Origin of the sequence: Photorhabdus asymbiotica, from assembly GCF_003634575.1 — a bacterium.
Taxonomy (GTDB): domain Bacteria; phylum Pseudomonadota; class Gammaproteobacteria; order Enterobacterales; family Enterobacteriaceae; genus Photorhabdus; species Photorhabdus asymbiotica.
Window position 1 is genome coordinate 440136 of sequence record NZ_RBLJ01000003.1, and the last position, 21309, is coordinate 461444.

Annotated in this window: 15 protein-coding genes and 1 riboswitch; of the genes, 12 read left to right on the forward strand and 3 right to left on the reverse strand. The window is 42.4% G+C overall.

Translation table 11 applies throughout. The features are described 5' to 3' along the window. Window positions 1-2 precede the first annotated feature (2 nt). Both ptsP and rppH read right to left on the reverse strand, forming a co-directional pair. Window positions 3-2249 carry a phosphoenolpyruvate--protein phosphotransferase gene (gene ptsP / locus BDD30_RS14225; RefSeq protein ID WP_012776768.1) on the reverse strand — a complete coding sequence of 749 codons (2247 nt, stop codon included), beginning with the start codon at window positions 2247-2249 and terminating at the stop codon, window positions 3-5. Window positions 2250-2258: 9 nt separating this feature from the next. Continuing rightward, on the reverse strand, window positions 2259-2789 hold the full coding sequence (rppH, locus tag BDD30_RS14230; RefSeq protein ID WP_012776767.1) for an RNA pyrophosphohydrolase: 531 nt from the start codon (window positions 2787-2789) through the stop codon (window positions 2259-2261). A 112-nt stretch (window positions 2790-2901) separates the two neighbouring features. Next, a riboswitch (TPP riboswitch) is annotated at window positions 2902-3006 on the forward strand. Window positions 3007-3106: 100 nt separating this feature from the next. Here rppH and thiB point away from each other — a divergent pair. From thiB to rluA, 6 genes are all read left to right on the forward strand, one after another. Further along, entirely contained in the window at window positions 3107-4093 is a 987-nt protein-coding gene (thiB, locus tag BDD30_RS14235) for a thiamine ABC transporter substrate binding subunit (RefSeq protein ID WP_197535163.1), read from the forward strand. Then, complete coding sequence (gene thiP / locus BDD30_RS14240; protein ID WP_012776765.1) at window positions 4069-5673, forward strand: thiamine/thiamine pyrophosphate ABC transporter permease ThiP; 1605 nt, start codon at window positions 4069-4071, stop codon at window positions 5671-5673. Before thiB ends, thiP begins: the two co-directional genes overlap by 25 nt. After that, window positions 5666-6382 carry a thiamine ABC transporter ATP-binding protein ThiQ gene (gene thiQ / locus BDD30_RS14245; protein ID WP_012776764.1) on the forward strand — a complete coding sequence of 239 codons (717 nt, stop codon included), beginning with the start codon at window positions 5666-5668 and terminating at the stop codon, window positions 6380-6382. Before thiP ends, thiQ begins: the two co-directional genes overlap by 8 nt. Window positions 6383-7589: 1207 nt before the next feature. Then, complete coding sequence (locus BDD30_RS14255; RefSeq protein WP_012776763.1) at window positions 7590-8507, forward strand: AEC family transporter; 918 nt, start codon at window positions 7590-7592, stop codon at window positions 8505-8507. Window positions 8508-9574: 1067 nt separating this feature from the next. Beyond that, window positions 9575-12481 (forward strand): RNA polymerase-associated protein RapA, encoded by a 2907-nt coding sequence (gene rapA / locus BDD30_RS14265; RefSeq protein WP_012776761.1) that lies wholly within the window; start codon window positions 9575-9577, stop codon window positions 12479-12481. Between the two features lie 161 nt (window positions 12482-12642). Continuing rightward, window positions 12643-13335: a bifunctional tRNA pseudouridine(32) synthase/23S rRNA pseudouridine(746) synthase RluA gene (gene rluA / locus BDD30_RS14270; protein WP_012776760.1), complete on the forward strand. Its 693-nt coding sequence runs from the start codon at window positions 12643-12645 to the stop codon at window positions 13333-13335. Between the two features lie 238 nt (window positions 13336-13573). Here the strand turns inward: rluA and djlA are convergent, their stop codons facing one another. After that, window positions 13574-14392 (reverse strand): co-chaperone DjlA, encoded by an 819-nt coding sequence (gene djlA / locus BDD30_RS14275; RefSeq protein WP_012776759.1) that lies wholly within the window; start codon window positions 14390-14392, stop codon window positions 13574-13576. A gap of 183 nt (window positions 14393-14575) precedes the next feature. On the opposite strand from djlA, the gene lptD reads away from it, so the two are divergent. From lptD to apaH, 6 genes are all read left to right on the forward strand, one after another. Beyond that, complete coding sequence (gene lptD / locus BDD30_RS14280; protein ID WP_012776758.1) at window positions 14576-16930, forward strand: LPS assembly protein LptD; 2355 nt, start codon at window positions 14576-14578, stop codon at window positions 16928-16930. A 69-nt stretch (window positions 16931-16999) separates the two neighbouring features. After that, a complete protein-coding gene (gene surA / locus BDD30_RS14285; RefSeq protein ID WP_012776757.1) occupies window positions 17000-18301 on the forward strand; it encodes a peptidylprolyl isomerase SurA in 1302 nt (433 codons plus the stop codon). Next, the gene (pdxA, locus tag BDD30_RS14290) at window positions 18288-19280 is read left to right on the forward strand and encodes a 4-hydroxythreonine-4-phosphate dehydrogenase PdxA (protein WP_197535162.1); all 993 of its coding nucleotides are present in this window, start codon (window positions 18288-18290) and stop codon (window positions 19278-19280) included. The genes surA and pdxA overlap by 14 nt, the downstream gene beginning before the upstream one ends. Further along, complete coding sequence (gene rsmA / locus BDD30_RS14295) at window positions 19273-20091, forward strand: 16S rRNA (adenine(1518)-N(6)/adenine(1519)-N(6))-dimethyltransferase RsmA (protein WP_012776755.1); 819 nt, start codon at window positions 19273-19275, stop codon at window positions 20089-20091. Before pdxA ends, rsmA begins: the two co-directional genes overlap by 8 nt. Window positions 20092-20103: 12 nt before the next feature. Then, complete coding sequence (gene apaG / locus BDD30_RS14300; RefSeq protein WP_012776754.1) at window positions 20104-20481, forward strand: Co2+/Mg2+ efflux protein ApaG; 378 nt, start codon at window positions 20104-20106, stop codon at window positions 20479-20481. A 2-nt stretch (window positions 20482-20483) separates the two neighbouring features. Further along, complete coding sequence (gene apaH, locus BDD30_RS14305; protein ID WP_012776753.1) at window positions 20484-21308, forward strand: bis(5'-nucleosyl)-tetraphosphatase (symmetrical) ApaH; 825 nt, start codon at window positions 20484-20486, stop codon at window positions 21306-21308. Window position 21309 lies beyond the last annotated feature (1 nt).

A 21309-nucleotide genomic window follows, 5' to 3' on the forward strand; every position in this document is an offset into this window, starting at 1 on the left:
GATTAAATGCCACCTCTGACCAAACCGCCAACCCCATGCTGCTCCATAAACGTTGCAGATAACTCCTTGACTCTTACACTAGTTTCAGCCTGTAGCACTTCAGCCATTAACTTTTCAACCTGAGCGATTTCCAGATGGCGTAATAAATATTTAATTCTTGGCACACTACAACCACTCATACTCAAGCTGCGATAACCAAGGCCAATCAATATCAAAGCTCCCATAGGAGAACCCGCCATTTCACCACAAATACTAATCGCAAGACCTGCTCGCTGGCTATTTTCAAATACCAATTTTAATGCCCGAATTACAGCCGGATGCAAACAATCATAAAGGGAAGCAACGTGTGTGTTATTTCTATCCACTGCTAACAGATACTGTGTCAAATCATTAGTTCCAATCGAAACAAAATCGACCCTGTTTTTTAATTGTGGCAACAGAAAAATAACCGAAGGAACTTCAATCATCACGCCAAGCTGCGGCATAGGTATTTGGCGCGCCAAAATTTGCTCAACTTCTTCTTTCGCTCTGTCTATCAACCGCTTAGCTTCATCAACTTCCTCTATACTGGTCACCATTGGCAACAGTATTTTCAAATTACCCATCTTGACATTAGCTCTGAGCATAGCTCTAAGCTGAATAAGAAAAATTTCCGGCTGATCCAACGTTACTCGTATACCACGCCAGCCCAAACAAGGATTTTCTTCTCTAATCGGCATGTAGGGTAGTTGCTTATCTGCACCAATATCCAGTGTACGTAACACCACAGGTTTATCGGGAAATAATTGTAGCATCTCCTGATAACGGGCTTTTTGCTCATCTTCTGAAGGGAAACCACAGTGCAACATAAAAGGTATTTCGGTTCGATAGAGACCAACACCATCAATACTATCAACTATCTGTAATTCATATTTCAGGCTTAAACCAGCATTAAGCTGAACAAGAACACGCTCGCCACTTTTAAGTCGGGCTTCCTGATCAACATTTCCCTCAGCCAGCTTACTCAGTGCTTTTTCCTCTTCAATTATCTGCTTATATTCCTGAGAAATGAGCGGTTCAGGTTCAATAAAGATTTCTCCGCGGAAACCATCAAGAATAAGCATACGATTGTGAAGAAGTTCTGGTTGAATATCAGCGCCCATAATCGCAGGGATACCCATTGCACGGACCAATATGGCAGAGTGTGAGTGAGTTGCGCCATCACGAACAATAACCCCAGCCAATCTCTCCTGCGGCATTTCTGCCAACAAATTAGCACTCAATTCATCAGCAACCAGAATAAACCATTCAGGCCACTGATGGCTGATAGTCAATGAATCATCCAGATGAAATAGTAATCGCTGCCCAAGTGCCCGTAGATCTGATGCTCTCTCCCGCATATAAGCATCCTGTAAACCAGCAAATTGCTCTGCGTATTTTTCAATAACTTGTTTAACAGCCCATTGCGCAACATATCCCTGTTCAACACAGGAAAACAGATCTTGTTTTAATTGGGGATCATTCAAAATGTAGGAATAGAGATCAAAAATAGCGGCAGTTTCTTTCTGAGAACCAGCGGTAAAACGCTTACTCAGCCGTCGACATTCTGCTGTCGCATCTTCAAGCGCCCTAATCAGCCGAGAACGTTCTGCCGCATGATCAAGAGTCGATGCTTTAAAAACTTGTTCAAGTGACGGTTGGGAGCAATCCTGCCAGCCTTGAGCCATGACGATTCCATTGGAAATTGCCAGCGCTTTAATTCTGGTTTGTCGATAATGACCAAACAAGCCCTTTGTTTGAGCCTGAGCAAGAATCACAGCCAGTTGCGTCGCCAATGTCACCATAAAAGACTCTTCGCTTTCATTGAACAAACGTTGTTCCTGCTGCTGAACAACTAAGACACCTTGCAGCTGGCGACGATAAATAACCGGAACCCCAAGAAAAGCACGAAAATTATCTTCTTTAACCTGAGGTAAATATTTGAAACTTGGATGACTACGCACATCAGCCAGATTGATCAGTTCAGATAATTGGCCAACTTGTCCAACTACCCCTTCATCAAAAGCCAGACTGATAGCCCTTCCCCGGGGTTTCTGCAATCCCCGCGTTGCCATCAGGTAATAACACCGCCGTTGATGATCAGCAAGGTAGATAGAGCACACATCCGTGTTCATCGCCAGACAAGTTTCATTTACCAATAGCTCAAGCGCTTCGGCTAGATTAGTCGCCATAGCAACCTTTTCAACAATTTCCCGTAAACGCATCAACATGGGACTAACCTAACTTCTTTTACGACGATAAGAATATGAAGGACGCGGCAACAATAGGTTTTCCTGTATTGGCATCACAGCTGAAGCAAATTCTTTCATCACACGCCGGTAAACATCACGTTTAAAAGAGACCACCTGCCGGACAGGATACCAGTAGCTGACCCAGCGCCAACCATCGAACTCCGGCGTATTACTGTGCTGCACATTGATATCTTCTTCATTACAAAGCAGTTGTAATAAAAACCACCGCTGTTTTTGGCCAATACAGACAGGTCTTGTATCCCAACGCACCAAACGCTTGGGTAATTTGTAACGTAACCAATTACGAGTGGAAGCCAGAATACGTACATCTTTCCGACCTAAACCAACTTCTTCATACAGTTCCCGGTACATAGCCTGTTCTGGTGATTCCCCCGGATTAATGCCTCCCTGAGGAAATTGCCAAGAATGCTGCCCATAGCGCCGGGCCCACAAAACTTGGCCTTGCCGATTACAAATTACAATTCCTACATTCGGGCGGTAGCCATCATCATCGATCACAGACTACCTCGATAAACTAAATTTGAAAGATAGCTAATTGTTTCATACTACCCTCAAGTGGTAAACCTCTATCATTGGACTTTGCAGTAGCCAGCTAAATCTCTACAATAGCGTCATCTCAACGGGGTGCTGGCTGTTTAAAACAGCCTTGCTGAGAGTAAACCCGCCGAACCTGATCCGGCTAATACCGGCGTAGGGATTTGAGCTGCTAATCATTTCACAACGGAAACTATCTTTCCGTTTAGCACTTCCTCAGATCCTTTGCCAATCCTCTTATTAAGGAGAGCAAAGTGTTTAAGACGTTATTTTCTAAATTAATCGTACTAACAATATTGCCAATCTCTGCTTTGTTACTTAGCCAAGTCGCACAGGCAAAACCGGTATTAACTGTTTATACCTATGATTCTTTTGCCACCGAATGGGGTCCTGGGCCTGCAATTAAAAAAGCGTTTGAGACTGAATGTGACTGTGAACTGAAACTGGTTGCTCTGGAAGATGGTGTATCTCTACTTAATCGCCTAAGAATGGAAGGAAAACGGACCCCTGCCGATGTCATTCTCGGGTTGGATAACAACTTAATTGAAGCCGCTCAACAAACAGGTCTGTTTACTGAAAGTAAAGTGGATATCAGCAAACTGAAACTCCCTGTGCCATGGCATAACAATGTATTTATTCCTTATGACTATGGCTATTTTGCCTTTATTTACAACAAAAATACTTTGCCACATCCGCCTAAAAGCATGGATGAACTCATTAACAGCCACAATAATTGGAAAGTTATCTATCAAGATCCCCGAACCAGTACCCCAGGACAGGGCTTACTGTTGTGGATGCAAAAAATTTATGGTGATGACGCCCAACAAGCCTGGCAAAAGCTTGCTAAAAAAACCCTCACTGTCACTAAAGGTTGGAGTGAAGCTTATGGTCTGTTCCTGAAAGGGGAAGGTGATCTGGTCTTGAGTTATACATCTTCACCGGGTTACCACCTCTTATCTGAGAAGAAAGACAATTATGCGGCGGCAACTTTCAGCGAAGGTCATTATTTGCAAGTCGAAGTTGCCGCACAACTGGCTTCCAGCAAGCAGCCAGAACTTGCCCAAAAATTTATGCAGTTCATGCTAACTCCAGCTTTCCAACAAGAAATCCCAACCACTAACTGGATGTATCCAGTCATTGATATCAAACTCCCTGAAGTGTATTCGCAGCTTTCAGTACCAGAAAAATCTCTGCAATACAGTGCTGAAGAAGTTGCCAAACACCGTAACAAATGGATTCGTACATGGCAAAGCGCTGTCAGCCACTGATTGCCGGATGGCTGTTGCCGGGGGCTATTACCTCCGGTTTTTTACTGTTGGTCGCTTTACTGGCGTTTGGCACACTTTGGTTTAACGCCTCCGAAGGTAGCTGGCACCTACTAATAGAAGATAGCTATCTGTGGCATGTGGTTCGTTTTACCTTCTGGCAAGCTTTTTTGTCAGCTCTATTCTCTGTTATTCCAGCTATTTTTCTTTCCAGAGCACTTTACCGACGCAATTTTCCAGGTCGAATCTTGTTTTTGCGCCTGTGTGCAATGACACTGGTTTTACCCGTATTAGTCGCTTTGTTTGGCATTCTGACTGTCTATGGCAGAGTCGGCTGGTTGGCACAGTTTTGCGAATGGATCGGCATCAATTACCACTTCACACCTTATGGTTTACCAGGGATTTTGCTGGCACATATCTTCTTTAATATGCCATTGGCAACACGACTTTTACTGCAATCACTGGAGAATATTGCGGTGGAACAACGACAGTTAGCGGCTCAGTTAGGTATGAATGAATGGCAACATTTCCGTTTTGTTGAATGGCCTTATCTGCGCCGCCAGCTCCTACCAACAGGTGCACTGATTTTTATGCTCTGTTTCGCCAGTTTTGCCACTGTACTTGCTTTAGGTGGCGGCCCTGCTGCAACGACTGTCGAACTGGCAATCTATCAAGCGCTAAGCTATGACTACGATCTTAACCGTGCTGCCTTGCTAGCTTTGATTCAGCTTACTTGTTGCCTTAGCTTTGTTCTCTTTAGCCAGAAACTTAACAGTGCTCTATCTGTTGGCTACAGTACCCAACAACAATGGCATAATCCACAAGATACGTTGCCGAAAAAAATCTGTGATAGTCTGCTAATTGCCGCAGCCTTATTACTGCTGGTGCCACCATTACTGGCTGTCGTCGTGGATGGCTTGAATAGTGGAATACTGAATGTATTACGCCAACCTGCATTGTGGCAGGCGTTTATTACCTCAGTTGCCATTGCCTTAGGTGCGGGATTCTTGTGTGTTTTGTTCACTATGATGCTGCTGTGGAGCAGCCGCGAGCTATACCTGCGTCATTCCCCCCGCTGGGGACAAACGATGGAAATCAGTGGCTTATTGATCCTGGCTATGCCCGGCATTGTATTGGCAACAGGGTTCTTTCTGTTGCTTAACGATACCATCGGCTTACCCCGTTCACCTTATGGCCTGGTGATTTTAACCAACTCGTTGATGGCAATCCCTTATGCACTGAAAGTTCTGGATAATCCGATGAAAGATTTGGCCGCCCGCTATAATCCACTATGCCGATCCCTGAATATTCAAGGTATTAGCCGGCTGCGCTGGATTGAACTGAAAGCACTGAAAATTCCGCTGGCACAAGCTCTGGCTTTTGCCTGTGTCCTCTCCATTGGTGATTTTGGCATTGTGGCGCTGTTTGGTAATGAAGATTTTCGTACACTTCCTTTCTACCTATACCAGCAAATAGGGGCTTACCGTAGTCAAGATGGCTCTATCACCGCCTTATTGCTGTTATTATTATGTTTTATGCTGTTTAGTTTACTTGAACGCTTACCAGGACGACGTAATGCTTAAACTTGAGAATCTGACTTACACCTATGAACATCTGGCGATGCTCTTTGACTTGCAGATTCAGGCTGGAGAACGTATTGCCATTCTTGGACCCAGTGGAGCAGGTAAAAGTACGCTACTGAATTTGATTGCCGGTTTTCAAACAGCAGAAAAAGGTTCCCTATGGCTGAATGGAAAAAATCATACCAATACATCGCCTTCTCAACGCCCTGTATCCATGTTGTTTCAGGAAAATAACCTCTTCTCTCATTTGACGATTGAGCAGAATATTGGGCTGGGGTTACACCCCGGATTGCGCCTTAATAGCAAACAGAAGCAGGCGTTACAGCAAATAGTCTCCCAAGTTTCGTTGGAAGATTGTCTTAGCCGTCTGCCAGCTCAGCTTTCTGGAGGGCAACGACAGAGGGCAGCATTAGCGCGTTGTCTGGTACGCCAGCAACCCATTTTATTACTTGATGAGCCTTTTTCCGCCCTTGACCCAGCATTGCGTAATGAAATGCTGGTATTACTGGAACAAGTTTGTAACGAACGCCAGCTTACATTACTGATGGTTTCGCATAATCTGGATGATGCCGCCCATATAGCTGACCGCGCTTTATTAATTGTTGATGGCAATATTCATTATGACGGATCAACAAACGCGTTGGTTACCGGTACTGTTTCTGAGGCGGCTATTTTGGGAAGACAGGTCGATGCGGTCGGACATTATTAACTCTTTCGTTTTCCCCAGAATTACAGACTACTTTTTTGACCTCAATTCAGTTAATTGTGATATAAAGAAGGTGGCATTGATATAATCACTTCAATATTTAATTTTAATCTCATTGAGTCATTTTTATATAACTTATTTTTACAAGTTATATAATTCATTTAAAAAAATAAAATTAGATTAATTATCTATTTTATTTTCGTCACCGTCTTTATTCTTTATTAACTCTATATTTATTCCACTTGATTTATAGCTTATTGCTAAAACAAACAAATATACGGTGTATATTCTGTCAGTATTTTAAGCTTAATCCTATTTTTAATTTTATTAGAATCCCCCATAAATAACTTAAAATCACAATCATCAAAGTAGTATCTGTAATTTCATTTAATTCCCATTACATATTTAACACTTATTTTTAATATCGTTAATATGCCGTATGTTTTACAAAGTAACTAAAATTTGGCGATTTGTATAAAACTGTGTTGATGTTTTTATAAAAGGAATACAGTATTTATGTTAAAAAAACAGTTAATCTATAATCGTAAATTAACCTACTATTTTATTAATAAACATCAATCTATTTAACTCAAATTTTAAACGTTCAAGTTACTAGAATTATTCTATATTATAAATATAATTCCTATAGCAATCATAATAGCTCCCAAAAAAATCAAATATAATCATTTAATTTAAAGTGATTCACATCACACTCTCTATTAGTTTTGGTTTTAAAATCGAATAATAGATGTAACATATTCCTGATTTTGAGGTTATTTAACGTTATTATTTTTCAAAGAGAATGATAAATGGATTATCAGAATTTATTTCAATTAACTACTTTGGGAAAATTCTACGGTTTAATTAAAGAAAATTTGGTAGGAATACGTATTGAACCAGACGATTTAATTTATACCCGTCATCTTTCAAGTTGCCTCTTTGTTGGCTGCACTCACTCACCCCGGTCACATAGTTATCTATGCTCCCGGGGATTCGCTCCCTGGCCGTCGCGATGCATCTTGAAATCCATAGGGTATATATAGACAATAGATTTACTTTGCATTCAAGGGATAAATTCACTCCAACATTCGATAATATAGGAACACCATTACGCTGGTTACAACGTGTATTTATCTCATCCAATCTTTGGAATCACAGATATCTAAATCAAATCGAACATAGAATTTTCTCTATTTAGAAGGATCTCCAAATGTTAAATGTTTTCTTTTCAATCCTGCCTATATTCTTACTAATTATCCTTGGCTTCTTATCCAAGAAATATATAAAAGATATTTTTATTTTTTGGAACTTTTCAGATAAATTTGTTTATTATCTCTTTTTCCCAGCTCTATTAATTTTAGATATTAGTGAAGCTAATTTTTCTGGTGCTAACAATTTCTACCCAATAATATCAACGATAAGTTCAACAATCATCATTGCTATTATTATTTTTACCAGCAAATTTTTCTTTAATACTACACCCGCTCTATTTACCTCTATCTTTCAAGGTGGAGTTAGATATAACTCATATGTTTTTATAGCACTTTCACAATCACTATTTGGCAGTGAAGGTGTTGCATTATCTGGATTTTTTGTAGCCTATATGATAATTATCACTAATATTATGAGTGTACTGGTAATGAATCATTATGGTAGTGGAAGTAAAAAAAGCCTCAGTAGCGCTATTTTCGCTTTAGCCAAAAATCCGCTAATTATTGGTGCAATCCTTGGCGTGTTACTAAACTTTTTTAACATTCATATTACTGGCCCAATTAAGCAACTTTTTGTCTACTTATCGAATGCAGCGACACCATTAAGCTTAATGTCTGTAGGCGCAGGATTGATTATTAACATGCACATAAAAAAGATACTTTCAATATCCTACGCAACAATACTTAAATTGCTTGTAATGCCATTGATAACCATATTAATAATTAAATATTTTGGTGCATCAGGCGTTCCTGCGAATATTGCTATTCTATATTCCGCAGTACCTTGTGCTGGTAATGCTTATATATTAGCTAGACAAATGGGAGGTGACCATGAAGCAATGGCATCCATTATCACATGGACTACGTTATTATCCATCATTACTGTCACATTAATTCTCGGTAGTACAAGCTTATAGAAATACATATAAGTACCAAAACACAAAAATATAAAAAACGTATTACTAAAAAAATGTAATACGTTTTTTATTATTAAATTTCCATAGGAACATTAAACAACTCAAAATTATATAAATATTTTCACGAATCAAAAATCTATTTATTCTGATGTCATTAATACTTCAATAATAAAATAATTAAGTTATTCACATGCAATTGGCATTCATGATTTAGTATTATTATCTTCTTATAAAACCAATATTTTAATTCCCCAAATTATTTACATATGAAAATCTTAATAAGATAAATATTTGGACTCAAAAGCACCCTTGAGTTGGAATTTGAAATTCACTCTTGCCATTTTCTGATGTCAACCATCCGTGGTGCTGAACAAAGGCAGTACAAAACGTTGCCCGGTCTGAGTGGTTATAAATAAAACAGTACGCATTGACTGAACACCTCTGGCACAGGATTTCCAGAAGCAACTATATTCACTGGTTTTTCATGAGCAGCCCTATCAGGAATTTATCCGTAGCTATGTATTACCAGTATCCTGCAAGGTAAATTTGGTGATAAACTAACCTGCCGTAATAAGGTTGGGCCATAAGCTGTCTGACTATCAGCGTAATGTGCCGCCACATGTAAGAACAGCAAGACTGGCAGATGAATACAATCTGCAACATAACCGACCGGCGCAGTATAAAATGGTGGTTGAATAAGTTATGTCATGACACAATCCGAGCCAGAACCGCAGAAAAACCAGCATGCGTCACTGGATTATGATCACGATATCAATAAGCAACTTCAGCCTATCTCCGATGCTATCTTGCTATTTTTACAGGATAATTTTATAACTTTGCTCATCGGGCAGAGGGTAATGCCTTTTAGCTAACCACTATTTGGCTAATTACTATTTTTTGCAGGTGACGACTAGCTTTGCTTCCATTAACATATCGCCCCTTTAACGAGTGATAAGGGGATTTATGGGGCATCTTTGCATCTGCCCATTATCTCCGTTAGATCAAATAAAAGCTGTCGTCCTTCACCTATCAATAACATTTATCTAACAGAAACTGAGTCAAAATTTATGCCATTTACCCTCGGTCAACGCTGGATCAGCGATACAGAAAGCGAACTTGGATTAGGAACCGTTGTTGCATTGGACGCACGAATGGTCACTTTGCTTTTTCCTGCCAGCGGAGAAAACCGCCTTTATGCACGCAATGATTCCCCTATTACCCGTGTGATGTTCAACTCAGGGGATGTTGTCACCAGCCACGAAGGCTGGCAACTCAAAGTAGATGAAGTCCAACAAGAAAATGGCCTGCTCATTTATGCAGGTACACGCCTTGATACCCTGGAAGAAAATGTCAGTCTGCGCGAAGTATTCCTCGACAGTAAACTCACCTTCAATAAACCACAGGATCGCCTGTTTGCTGGTCAGATTGATCGGATGGATCGCTTTGCTCTGCGCTTTCGTGCCCGTAAATATCAAAGCGAGCAATTTAAACTTGCTGAAAGCGGTCTGCGCGGTATTCGTGCAAGCCTGATCCCCCATCAGCTTCATATCGCTAACGAAGTAGGCAAACGCTATGCCCCAAGGGTGCTGCTGGCTGATGAAGTTGGCTTAGGTAAAACTATCGAAGCCGGGATGATCATCCACCAGCAACTGATGGCTGGTCGTGCTGAACGTATTCTGATTATTGTGCCAGACAGCCTGCAACATCAATGGCTGGTAGAAATGTTGCGCCGTTTCAATTTACGCTTTGCCCTATTTGATGATAGCCGCTATACCGAAGCACGGCATGACAGTGATAATCCATTTGAAACAGAACAATTGGTGTTGTGCTCACTGGATTTTGTCCGCCGTAATAAACAACGTTTTGAGCATATGCTTGAAGCCAATTGGGATTTGATGGTGGTGGATGAAGCTCACCATCTGGCCTGGAGTGAAGATGCACCAAGTCGTGAATACCAAGTTGTTGAAGAATTGGCTGAACAGATCCCAGGTGTTTTGCTGCTAACTGCAACCCCGGAACAATTAGGGCAGGAAAGCCACTTTGCCCGCCTGCGCCTGCTTGATCCAAGCCGTTTTCATGATTATCAAGCTTTTATTGACGAACAACAAAACTACCGCCCGGTTGCTGATGCTGTCACTCTACTGCTCTCAGGTGAACAGCTCAATAATGGCCAATTAAATCTGATGAGTGAGCTGATTAGCGAACAAGATATTGAGCCGCTGTTGAAAGCCGCTAACAGTAGCGGTGATGATAGTGAAACCGCACGCCGTGAACTGATTTCCATGCTGATGGATCGCCACGGTACCAGCCGTATTCTGTTCCGTAATACCCGTAATGGCGTAAAAGGTTTCCCTCATCGGGAACTACATCAGATTAAATTGCCTCTGCCTGCTCAATATCAAACAGCCATTAAGGTCTCCGATATTATGGGCGCTAAAAAATCGCTGGAATCCCGCGCCAGAGATATGCTTTACCCAGAGCAGATTTATCAGGAATTTGAAGGCGAAAACGCCACCTGGTGGAACTTTGACCCTCGGGTAGAATGGTTACTTGGTTTCTTAATGGCAAATCGTGATGAAAAAGTCCTGGTAATTTGTGCTAAAGCCACCACAGCCCTACAACTTGAGCAAGTCCTGCGTGAACGCGAAGGTATCCGCGGTGCTGTTTTCCATGAAGGGTTATCATTGGTTGAACGTGACCGCGCCGCCGCTTATTTTGCTTCTGAAGAAGATGGTGCTCAGGTATTACTGTGTTCTGAAATTGGTTCAGAAGGCCGTAACTTCCAGTTCGCTAACCAGTTAGTCATGTTCGATTTGCCATTCAATCCGGATTTGCTGGAACAGCGCATTGGACGTCTGGATCGTATCGGCCAAAGCCGTGATATCCAGATCAATGTGCCATATCTGGAGAATACCGCCCAAGCTGTCTTGATCCGCTGGTACCACGAAGGTCTGGATGCGTTCGAACATACCTGTCCAACAGGCCGTACTATTTACGATCACTATTACGAAACGCTGCTAAATTATCTTGCCAAGCCGAATGAGCAGGAAAAATTTAGTGAATTTATTGATCAATGCCGCCAACAACATGAACACCTCAAACAACAATTAGAGCAAGGGCGTGACCGACTGCTGGAAATGAATTCCAATGGCGGAGAGCACGGTTTGCAATTGGCGGAAAAGATTGCAAAATATGACAATGATATTGAATTAGTGAATTTCTCTCTCAACTTGTTTGACATCGTTGGTATCAATCAGGAAGATCGCAGCGACAACATGATAGTGCTCACCCCCTCTGACCATATGCTAGTCCCAGATTTCCCAGGGTTACCACAAGATGGCTGTACTATTACATTTGATCGGGAACAAGCACTGTCTCGAGAAGATGCTCAGTTTATTAGTTGGGAACATCCGATTATCCGTAACGGGTTAGACTTGATCCTGTCTGGCGATACTGGCAGCTGTGCTGTTTCTCTTTTGAAAAACAAAGCATTACCTGTTGGAACGCTGTTGGTAGAGCTGATTTATGTGGTTGAAGCACAAGCACCAAAACATCTGCAATTGACTCGTTTCCTTCCACCAACCCCACTGCGGATACTGATGGACTTGAAAGGTAATAATCTGGCTGGTCAGGTAGAATTTGAAAGTTTTAACCGTCAGCTTAATGCTGTAAACCGCCATACCGCAAGTAAGTTGGTTAATGCAGTACAAAAAGAAGTTCACGCTATTTTGCAACAAGCAGAAGGTTTGATTGAAACACAAGCTCAATCATTAATTGAACAGGCAAAGCAAGAAGCTGATGAAAATCTCACTGCTGAACTTTCCCGCCTGGAAGCCCTGAAGGCCGTCAATCCAAATATCCGTGATGACGAGTTGGAAGCAATTGAATCTAACCGTCAACAGTTATTACTTAACCTGAATCAGGCAAGCTGGCGTCTGGATGCTATTCGTCTTGTTGTTGTTACACATCAGTAAGAAAGGTTAGAAATACTCGGATTTAGTGCGGGATGGACATAAACGCCATTCCCGCATTTTCCCCCCAATAATCTAACTTTTTTAACGAACAATATTGATATACCCAATAGATTTCAAGTTGCAGCGCGGCAGTAAGTGAAAGCAGCCAACAAAGCAACAGCTTGAAAGATGAAGGGTATTTACTGTCCTCTACCGGAGTCTCAATGGAAGCTTATAACCCTCCTACCGATCCCTGGCTACATGTGCTCTATCAGGATCAGCATATTATTGTGGTCAATAAACCCAGTGGGCTGCTCTCTGTTCCTGGCCGCGCTGAAGAACACAAAGACAGCATTATGACGCGGATACAACAACAGTTTCCTGCTGCGGAATCTGTTCACCGGCTAGATATGGCAACCAGCGGCATAATGGTCGTTGCACTGACCAAAGATGCAGAGCGTGAACTGAAGCGTCAGTTCCGTGAACGGGAACCGAAAAAAACCTATATTGCGCGAGTTTGGGGATATCTAAAACCAGAAACCGGCACAGTTGATCTTCCCCTGATTTGTGACTGGCCAAACCGACCAAAGCAGAAAGTGTGTTTTGATACTGGGAAATCAGCGCAGACTGAATATGAAGTACTCGTTTACGAAGATCAAGCAACCAGAGTTAAACTTTCACCGATCACAGGTCGTTCACATCAGCTTAGGGTACATATGCTAGCACTTGAGCACCCTATTCTGGGAGACCGGTTTTATGCTCATCAGCAGGCAAGAGCAATGGCACCTCGCCTGCAATTACATGCTCAAGAGCTATATATCACCCACCCGGCCTATGGAACTCCAATGCATTTTCAATGCACCGCTGATTTTTAATCAGTTCACAAATACAGTTATCGAATCTAAGGAAGCCAATATCAAACACAAAGCTACGCCAAAACCACCTAAGAGAGCACGGATATTTGCCATTTTTTGCATCCCCCTTTAGTTAAAGTAAAAACATAAATCATAAAAACATCTAATATTTTAGAGCAATAAAAAATAAACTCAATAACAGTAGGGGAGATTATTCCCCTATGTATTTAATAAAATGTTTTTTAAAAAGAAAAATTGATTACTTGAAACCTTTTTCTTTTTTAATGAGATCATACGCAGCCTGAATTGACTGGGCTTTTTGTTTAGCAATTTCCATCATTTCCGGTGGTAAACCTTTTGCCACTAGCTTATCTGGGTGGTGCTCACTCATCAATTTGCGATAGGCGCGTTTAATCACCGTCACATCATCATTTTCAGCTACACCCAGTACCTTACAAGCATCTGTAAATGTTGGCCCCTGAGCTGCTCTCTGATAGCCACTATACTGTTGTTGCCACTCTTCACCACCACCGAAATTGCGGCCACCTTCCATCATGGCAAGGAATTGTTCAAACTGGTTACGAGAGATCCCAAGTTCATCCGCTATGATAAACAGCACTTTCCTCTCATTCGGATGCAACTGACCATCAGAAAATGCAGCCTGCAACTGAATTTCCAAAAACATCCGAACCAAATCAGACCGCCCAAAACAGGCACGACGTAATTGTCTCAATGTCTCACGCAAAGGAAAATTGGGCTCTTTACCCTCACGAAAAGCTTGCTGTGCCGCTATTCGAGCTTGTCCGTGAAGTTGCATCCGGTCCATTAACCGGCTGGCGAGCTGGATATCCGTTTCGGTTACCCGTCCTTTTGATTTAGTTATATGCCCCATCACTTGAAAAGTACTGCTAAAAAACAGTGTCTGACGGGACTGATTATTTGCAAAAAACCCCTGGCTTCTGCGTACACTGGCCCTATCAAACATATGACCGATAAATAAACCAATGACAATGCCCCAGAAGCCTGCTCCAGATATCACGCCAAAGATCAACCCAACCAATTTTCCCCAATAATGCATATACTCCTCAATTCACCAATGCCCTGAGCGCAGTTTTGCATTATCATACTATTCATTCAGCTCCATGCCTAACGGCAAGATAAGTAAAGGTGTGACTTTACGCTGGCGCATATTCATTGAGTGCGCTAGTCTCTTGAAGTTTGCCGGCATAATGCCACTGATGACGGAACCGCATAAATATCTATGAAGAAATGTTATCCAACTTTGCTGGCCACAACGGTATGGGCCGCACTTTATAGTCAGCATGCACATGCTGATCTCGCAGCACAATGTATGCTGGGTATACCTATTTATGATCAGCCAATAATTAATGGCGATCCCAATCAATTACCTGTCAATATTCTGGCAGATGATTCACGCGCAGATTATCCACGCTCTGCTGAATTCAGCGGTAATGTCAATATTAAGCAAGGTAATAAAACGCTGACCGCCGATAAGGCACAACTTGAGCAAACAGAAGATGAAGTTCCGCTAAGAACAGTTACTGCAACGGGTAATGTTCATTACAATGATCCGCAAATTATTCTAAAAGGTCCACGAGCCTGGTCTAATTTAAATAATAAAGATACAGATGTTGATCAAGGTGATTATCAGATGGTCGGGCGTCAGGGACGCGGCACCGCAGATAAAATGAAGTTACGCGGTGCAAACCGTTATACCATTATGGATAACGGTACCTTTACTTCCTGCCTGCCGGGTAATGATAGCTGGAGCGTTGTTGGTTCTGAAGTCATTCTCGACCGTGAAGAAGAAGTGGCTGAAATATGGAATGCCCGTTTCAGGGTAGTTAATGTTCCGATATTTTACAGTCCATATCTTCAATTACCGATCGGTAGTAAACGCCGTTCCGGTTTCCTTATTCCTAACGCCAACTATTCCAAAAATGACGGCATTACATTTATGTTGCCCTATTACTGGAATATCGCACCAAATTATGATGCTACGATTACGCCGCACTATATCAGTCAACGCGGTTTAAAACTGAATAATGAATTCCGTTACTTAACTAAAGCAGGTACAGGTACACTGGCACTGGACTGGCTAAATAATGACGAACAATATGTCAAAGACAAAAATGCCAGAACACGTACTGCCAGAGAAAGTGATAATCGCTGGTTATTTTATTGGAATCATAATGGTGTGATGGATCAAGTATGGCGTTTTAATATCGACTATACCAAGGTCAGTGATCCTGAATATTTTTCTGATTTCTCTTCTCAATATGGTTCTACCACTGATGGCTATGCCACACAAAAATTCAGCTTGGGATATGCTCAACAAAATTGGAATGCCACACTATCAACTAAACAGTTCCAGGTATTCTCAACCGGCGGCAACAAAAATGCTTATCGCGCAGAGCCACAATTAGATCTGAATTATTATCAAAACGATTTGGGTCCATTTGATTTTCGTATCCACGGTCAAGTGGTAAAACTCACCAGCATTGAAAAAAATAACCCTGAAGCCACCCGCTGGCATCTGGAGCCATCTGTTAACCTGCCACTCTCCAATGGTTGGGCAAGTATCAATAACGAAGTTAAACTAATGGCAACCCACTATCAGCAGGATATTCCTGACATCAGAAAAAATTCTGAGTTAAAGGAATCTGTTAACCGGGTTCTGCCACAGTTTAAAAGTGAAGCCAAAATGGTGTTTGAACGTTCAATGTATCTGAACAACGATTACACCCAAACATTGGAGCCGCAGGTTCAGTATTTGTACGTGCCATACAAGAACCAGGATAACATCAATAACTACGATTCGGCCCTGTTACAGGCTGACTATACAGGTCTGTTCCGTGACCGATTTTACGGTGGTTTAGATCGTATTTCATCCGCGAATCAGGTCACTACCGGTCTGACTACTCGTATTTATGATGAAGATTTAGTTGAACGTTTTAATCTATCATTAGGTCAAACCTACTATTTTGAGCGTCCACGCACTGGTACCAATAAGGAAAATCTCATTAACAGTAAAGATGGGTCAGATATGATGGCCTGGGCTGGTGACACCTATTGGAGGATTAATGATTCCTGGGGCTTGAAAGGTGGTTTACAGTACGATAGCCGCCTGAGCAGCGTGACAATGGGGAATGCTATACTGGAATATCGCCGTGATGATGATAGGCTTGTGCAATTGAACTACCGTTTTGTTGACCGAGATTATATCCAAGCAACCCGTTTGCGCACTTGGGATCAAAAAGCAGAAACTGCCCCCGCATTTCAGCAAGGGATTTCTCAAATTGGTTTAGTTGCAAGCTGGCCGTTAAATGATCGCTGGGGTTTAGTTGGTGCTTACTACTATGATACTAAGAAACAGCAACCTGCAAGTCAGTTAGTGGGCTTGCAATACAACACCTGTTGCTGGGCAGTTAACGTCGGCTATGAGCGTAAGATCGTTGGTTGGAAAGATGATAGTAGCGAATATGACGACAAATGGTCATTTAACTTTGAACTCAGAGGCTTAAGTAACAATCATAGTCTGGGTAGCCAGAAAATGTTGCAATCTGGCATTATGCCATACCAACGCGCATTTTGATGCTAATAACACTTTGATATTAAACACTATAAATCTGCTAATGCGGAATTTACATATGATGGAAAAAGTATGAAGAACTGGAGAACTCTCATTCTTGGATTGATGTTTTCAGTGAGTACTGCCTTCGCTGCGCCTCAACAAATGGATAAAATTGCTGCGGTTGTTAATAACGGGGTAGTTCTGGAAAGCGACATCAACAGCCTCTTACAGTCCGTTAAACGGGATGCACAACATGCAGGCCAGCAAATACCGGACGAACACACTCTACGTCATCAGATCCTTGAGCGACTGATTATGGATAATATCCTGCTGCAAATGGCAAAGCAGATGGGGATCACTATTCCTGATCAAACACTGGACTCTACCATTGCCAATATTGCAGCCCAGAACCACATAACGCGGGATCAAATGAAACACCGTATCGTTGCTGACGGAATGAGTTTCGATACTTACCGTAATCAGATTCGTAAAGAGATGCTGATAGCAGAAGTGCGCAACAATGAGGTTCGCCGTCGTGTCACAATTCTGCCGCAAGAAATCGATACTTTGGCTAAACAGATTAGCAACCAAAATGCTAATGATAGTGAGCTGAACATCAGCCACATTCTGATCCCATTGCCAGAAAATCCTGATCAGACACAAATGGAAAAAGCTACAGCTGTAGTACACAAGATTATGTCTGAGCTAAAGAATGGCGTTGATTTTGGTAAACTGGCTATCGCTTATTCCGCTGATCCACAAGCCCTGAAAGGCGGTAATATGGGTTGGAGTAAGCTTCAGGAATTGCCAACCCTGTTTGCAGCACAACTGCAATCAGCCCAGAAAGGCGCTATCGTTGGCCCAATTCGTTCCGGTGTTGGTTTCCATATCCTCAAGGTAAATGATATCCGTGGTGGTAATGCAACAATCGCAGTTACTGAAGTTCATGCCCGCCATATTCTGCTGAGAATTTCTCCTGTCATGACCGATGAGCAAGCGCGCGCTAAGTTGCAACAAATCGCCGGCGATATTCGCAGTGGAAAAACTGATTTTGCCGATGCAGCAAAAGAGTTTTCAGAAGATCCAGGTTCAGCCTTACGTGGCGGTGATCTCGGCTGGAGTACACCTGATATCTTCGATCCTGCTTTCCGTGACGCGTTAATGCGACTGAATAAAGGTGAAATCAGCCAACCTATTCATTCGTCTTTCGGCTGGCACCTGATCCAACTACTGGACACCCGCAAAGTTGATAAAACAGATGTCGCCCAAAAAGATCGTGCTTACCGTATGTTATTCAACCGTAAATTCACTGAAGAAGCACAAAGCTGGATGCAGGAACAACGTGCCTCAGCTTATGTGAAAATTTTAGATGGCAGCGATGCACAACAATAAACCTATTGTTATTACCCCCGGCGAGCCTGCCGGGGTTGGACCCGATTTAATTGTCGCTCTTGCTCAGCAAAGCTGGCCAATACAATTGGTCGCCTGTGCAGATCCTAATTTGCTTCTGGACAGAGCCAGACAGCTCAATTTTCCTTTGCAATTACAAGAATATTCTCCGGATAAAGCGCAGGAGCCACAAGCTGCCGGAACATTGACAATATTGCCAGTTCCTCTTCATGTGCCAGCAGTCGCTGGTGAACTGAATCGGAAAAATGGCAGATATGTCACTGAAACTTTGGCAAGAGCCTGTGACGGTTGTTTGAACAGAGAATTTTCAGCGTTAGTCACAGGGCCAGTTCATAAAGGAAACATCAATGATGCCGGTGTGCCCTTTATCGGCCACACTGAATTCTTTGCCGATCGCAGTGGATGCCAGCGGGTTGTCATGATGCTTGCTACAGAGGAGCTCCGGGTTGCTCTGGCAACCACTCATCTACCCATTGTTGATGTGCCAAAATCCATTACTTTCGATAGCCTGCGGGAAGTCATCACGATCCTTAACCATGACTTAAAAACAAAGTTTGGTCTGCTAAGACCCTGTATTTATGTTTGTGGTTTAAATCCCCATGCAGGAGAAAGCGGTCATATGGGACATGAAGAGATTGATGTCATTATTCCTGCATTAGAAAGTCTGAGAGCAGAAGGCATTGTGCTGGAAGGCCCTTTACCCGCTGATACCCTGTTTCAGCCAAAATATCTTCAACATGCAGATGCCGTTCTCTCGATGTATCACGATCAGGGGCTGCCTGTGCTAAAATATCAAGGTTTTGGCAGAGCTGTGAATATTACGTTGGGCCTGCCGTTTATCCGTACTTCTGTCGATCATGGCACAGCATTGGAATTGGCTGGTAAAGGTCAAGCTGATGTGGGAAGCTTTATTACCGCATTGAATTTAGCAATTAAAATGATACAAAACAGTAATGAATAACAGAGTCCACCAAGGGCACTTTGCCCGTAAACGCTTCGGGCAAAACTTTTTAACCGATCAATTTGTCATTGACAGTATTGTTGCAGCTATCAACCCACAACCAGGCCAAGCCGTGTTAGAAATTGGCCCTGGTCTTGGTGCATTGACTGAGCCGGTTGGAGAACGAATGGATAAAATGACCGTGGTTGAGCTTGACCGCGATCTAGCAGCACGCCTGCAAGTTCATCCACAATTAAAAGATAAACTTACTATTATCCAACAAGACGCAATGACCGTTAATTTCGGCGAACTGTCTCAGCAAAGAGGGCTGCCACTGCGGGTCTTTGGTAATTTACCTTATAATATTTCTACGCCATTAATGTTCCACCTTTTTAGCTATACTGATGCTATTGCTGATATGCATTTTATGCTGCAAAAAGAGGTAGTGAACCGTCTGGTAGCCGGTCCCGGCAGTAAAGCCTTTGGACGTTTAAGTGTCATGGCCCAATACTACTGTCAGGTTATCCCGGTACTGGAAGTACCACCAACAGCATTTACTCCCGCACCTAAAGTCGATTCAGCCGTTGTACGTCTGATACCGCATAAAAGCATACCTTACCCGGTCAAAAATATTCGTATGCTGAGCCGGATCACCACTCAAGCTTTCAACCAAAGGCGTAAAACTATCCGTAACAGCCTGGGTGATCTTTTCACTGTAGAACAACTCACCGAATTTGGTATCGATCCAAGCACACGTGCAGAGAATATTTCTGTTGAACAATACTGCAAAATGGCAAACTATCTATCGGAACAACCTGAAATGCAGTTATAACAGGAGTCAATCATGATTAATGCGCCTAGAGTTTCTATTCAGGTACAAAGTGTTTATGTAGAAAGCCAATCGTCTCCCGAACAACAACGTTTCGTTTTTGCCTATACAATCACTATCCGTAATCTTGGGCGCGAACCGGTTCAACTACTTAACCGTTACTGGCTAATTACCAACGGTGATAACCACCAGACTGAAGTCCAGGGGGAAGGCGTTGTTGGTGAGCAACCAGTAATCCTGCCAGGTACAGAATACCGTTACACCAGTGGCGCTATATTGCAAACGCCTCTGGGTACGATGGAAGGCCATTATGAAATGGTCGATCACAATGGTGATTTATTCCGCGTTGATATTCCGGTTTTTCGGCTGGCTATACCAACTTTGATTAATTAATTATGTCTACATATCTCATCGGTGATATTCATGGCTGCTATCGTGAATTACGTACTTTATTAACTAAGGTCAATTTTGATCCCAATAGAGATACATTATGGCTGACAGGAGATCTCGTTGCCCGCGGCCCAGATTCCCTTGATGTTCTCCGATATGTTAAACAGTTGGGTTCAGCTGTAAAAATAGTATTAGGCAATCACGACCTCCATTTATTGGGGGTTTATGCCGGGATTAGCCGTAATAAATCCAAAGATAAAATCGATGAGTTACTATCTGCCCCAGATGCTGACGAATTAATTAATTGGTTACGTAAGCAGCCGTTATTACAAATCGACGATGATCTGAAATTGATTATGACTCACGCAGGTCTCACACCTCAATGGGATCTGGAAACCGCTAAAATGTGCGCCCTTGAAGTTGAAACTATGCTTAGTAGCAGCAGCTATCCTCTGTTTATCGATTCAATGTATGGAGATATGCCAAACAACTGGTCACCGGAGCTCTCTGGACTGGCACGTTTACGTTTCAGTACTAACTCATTGACACGTATGCGTTACTGCTTTCCTAATGGTCAATTAGATATGGTTTGCAAGGATAAACCTGAAAATGCTCCTGTGCCATTAAAGCCTTGGTTTAAGCTACCACAGCAAATCCCAGAAGAATATTCTATTGTTTTCGGTCACTGGGCATCACTAGAAGGTCAAGGGGCACCGGACAGATTTTATGCATTGGATACAGGTTGTTGCTGGGGAGGCAAACTGACAATGTTGCGTTGGGAAGATAAACAATATTTTACTCAACCATCGTTGTCAGCAATAAAAAAGTAGT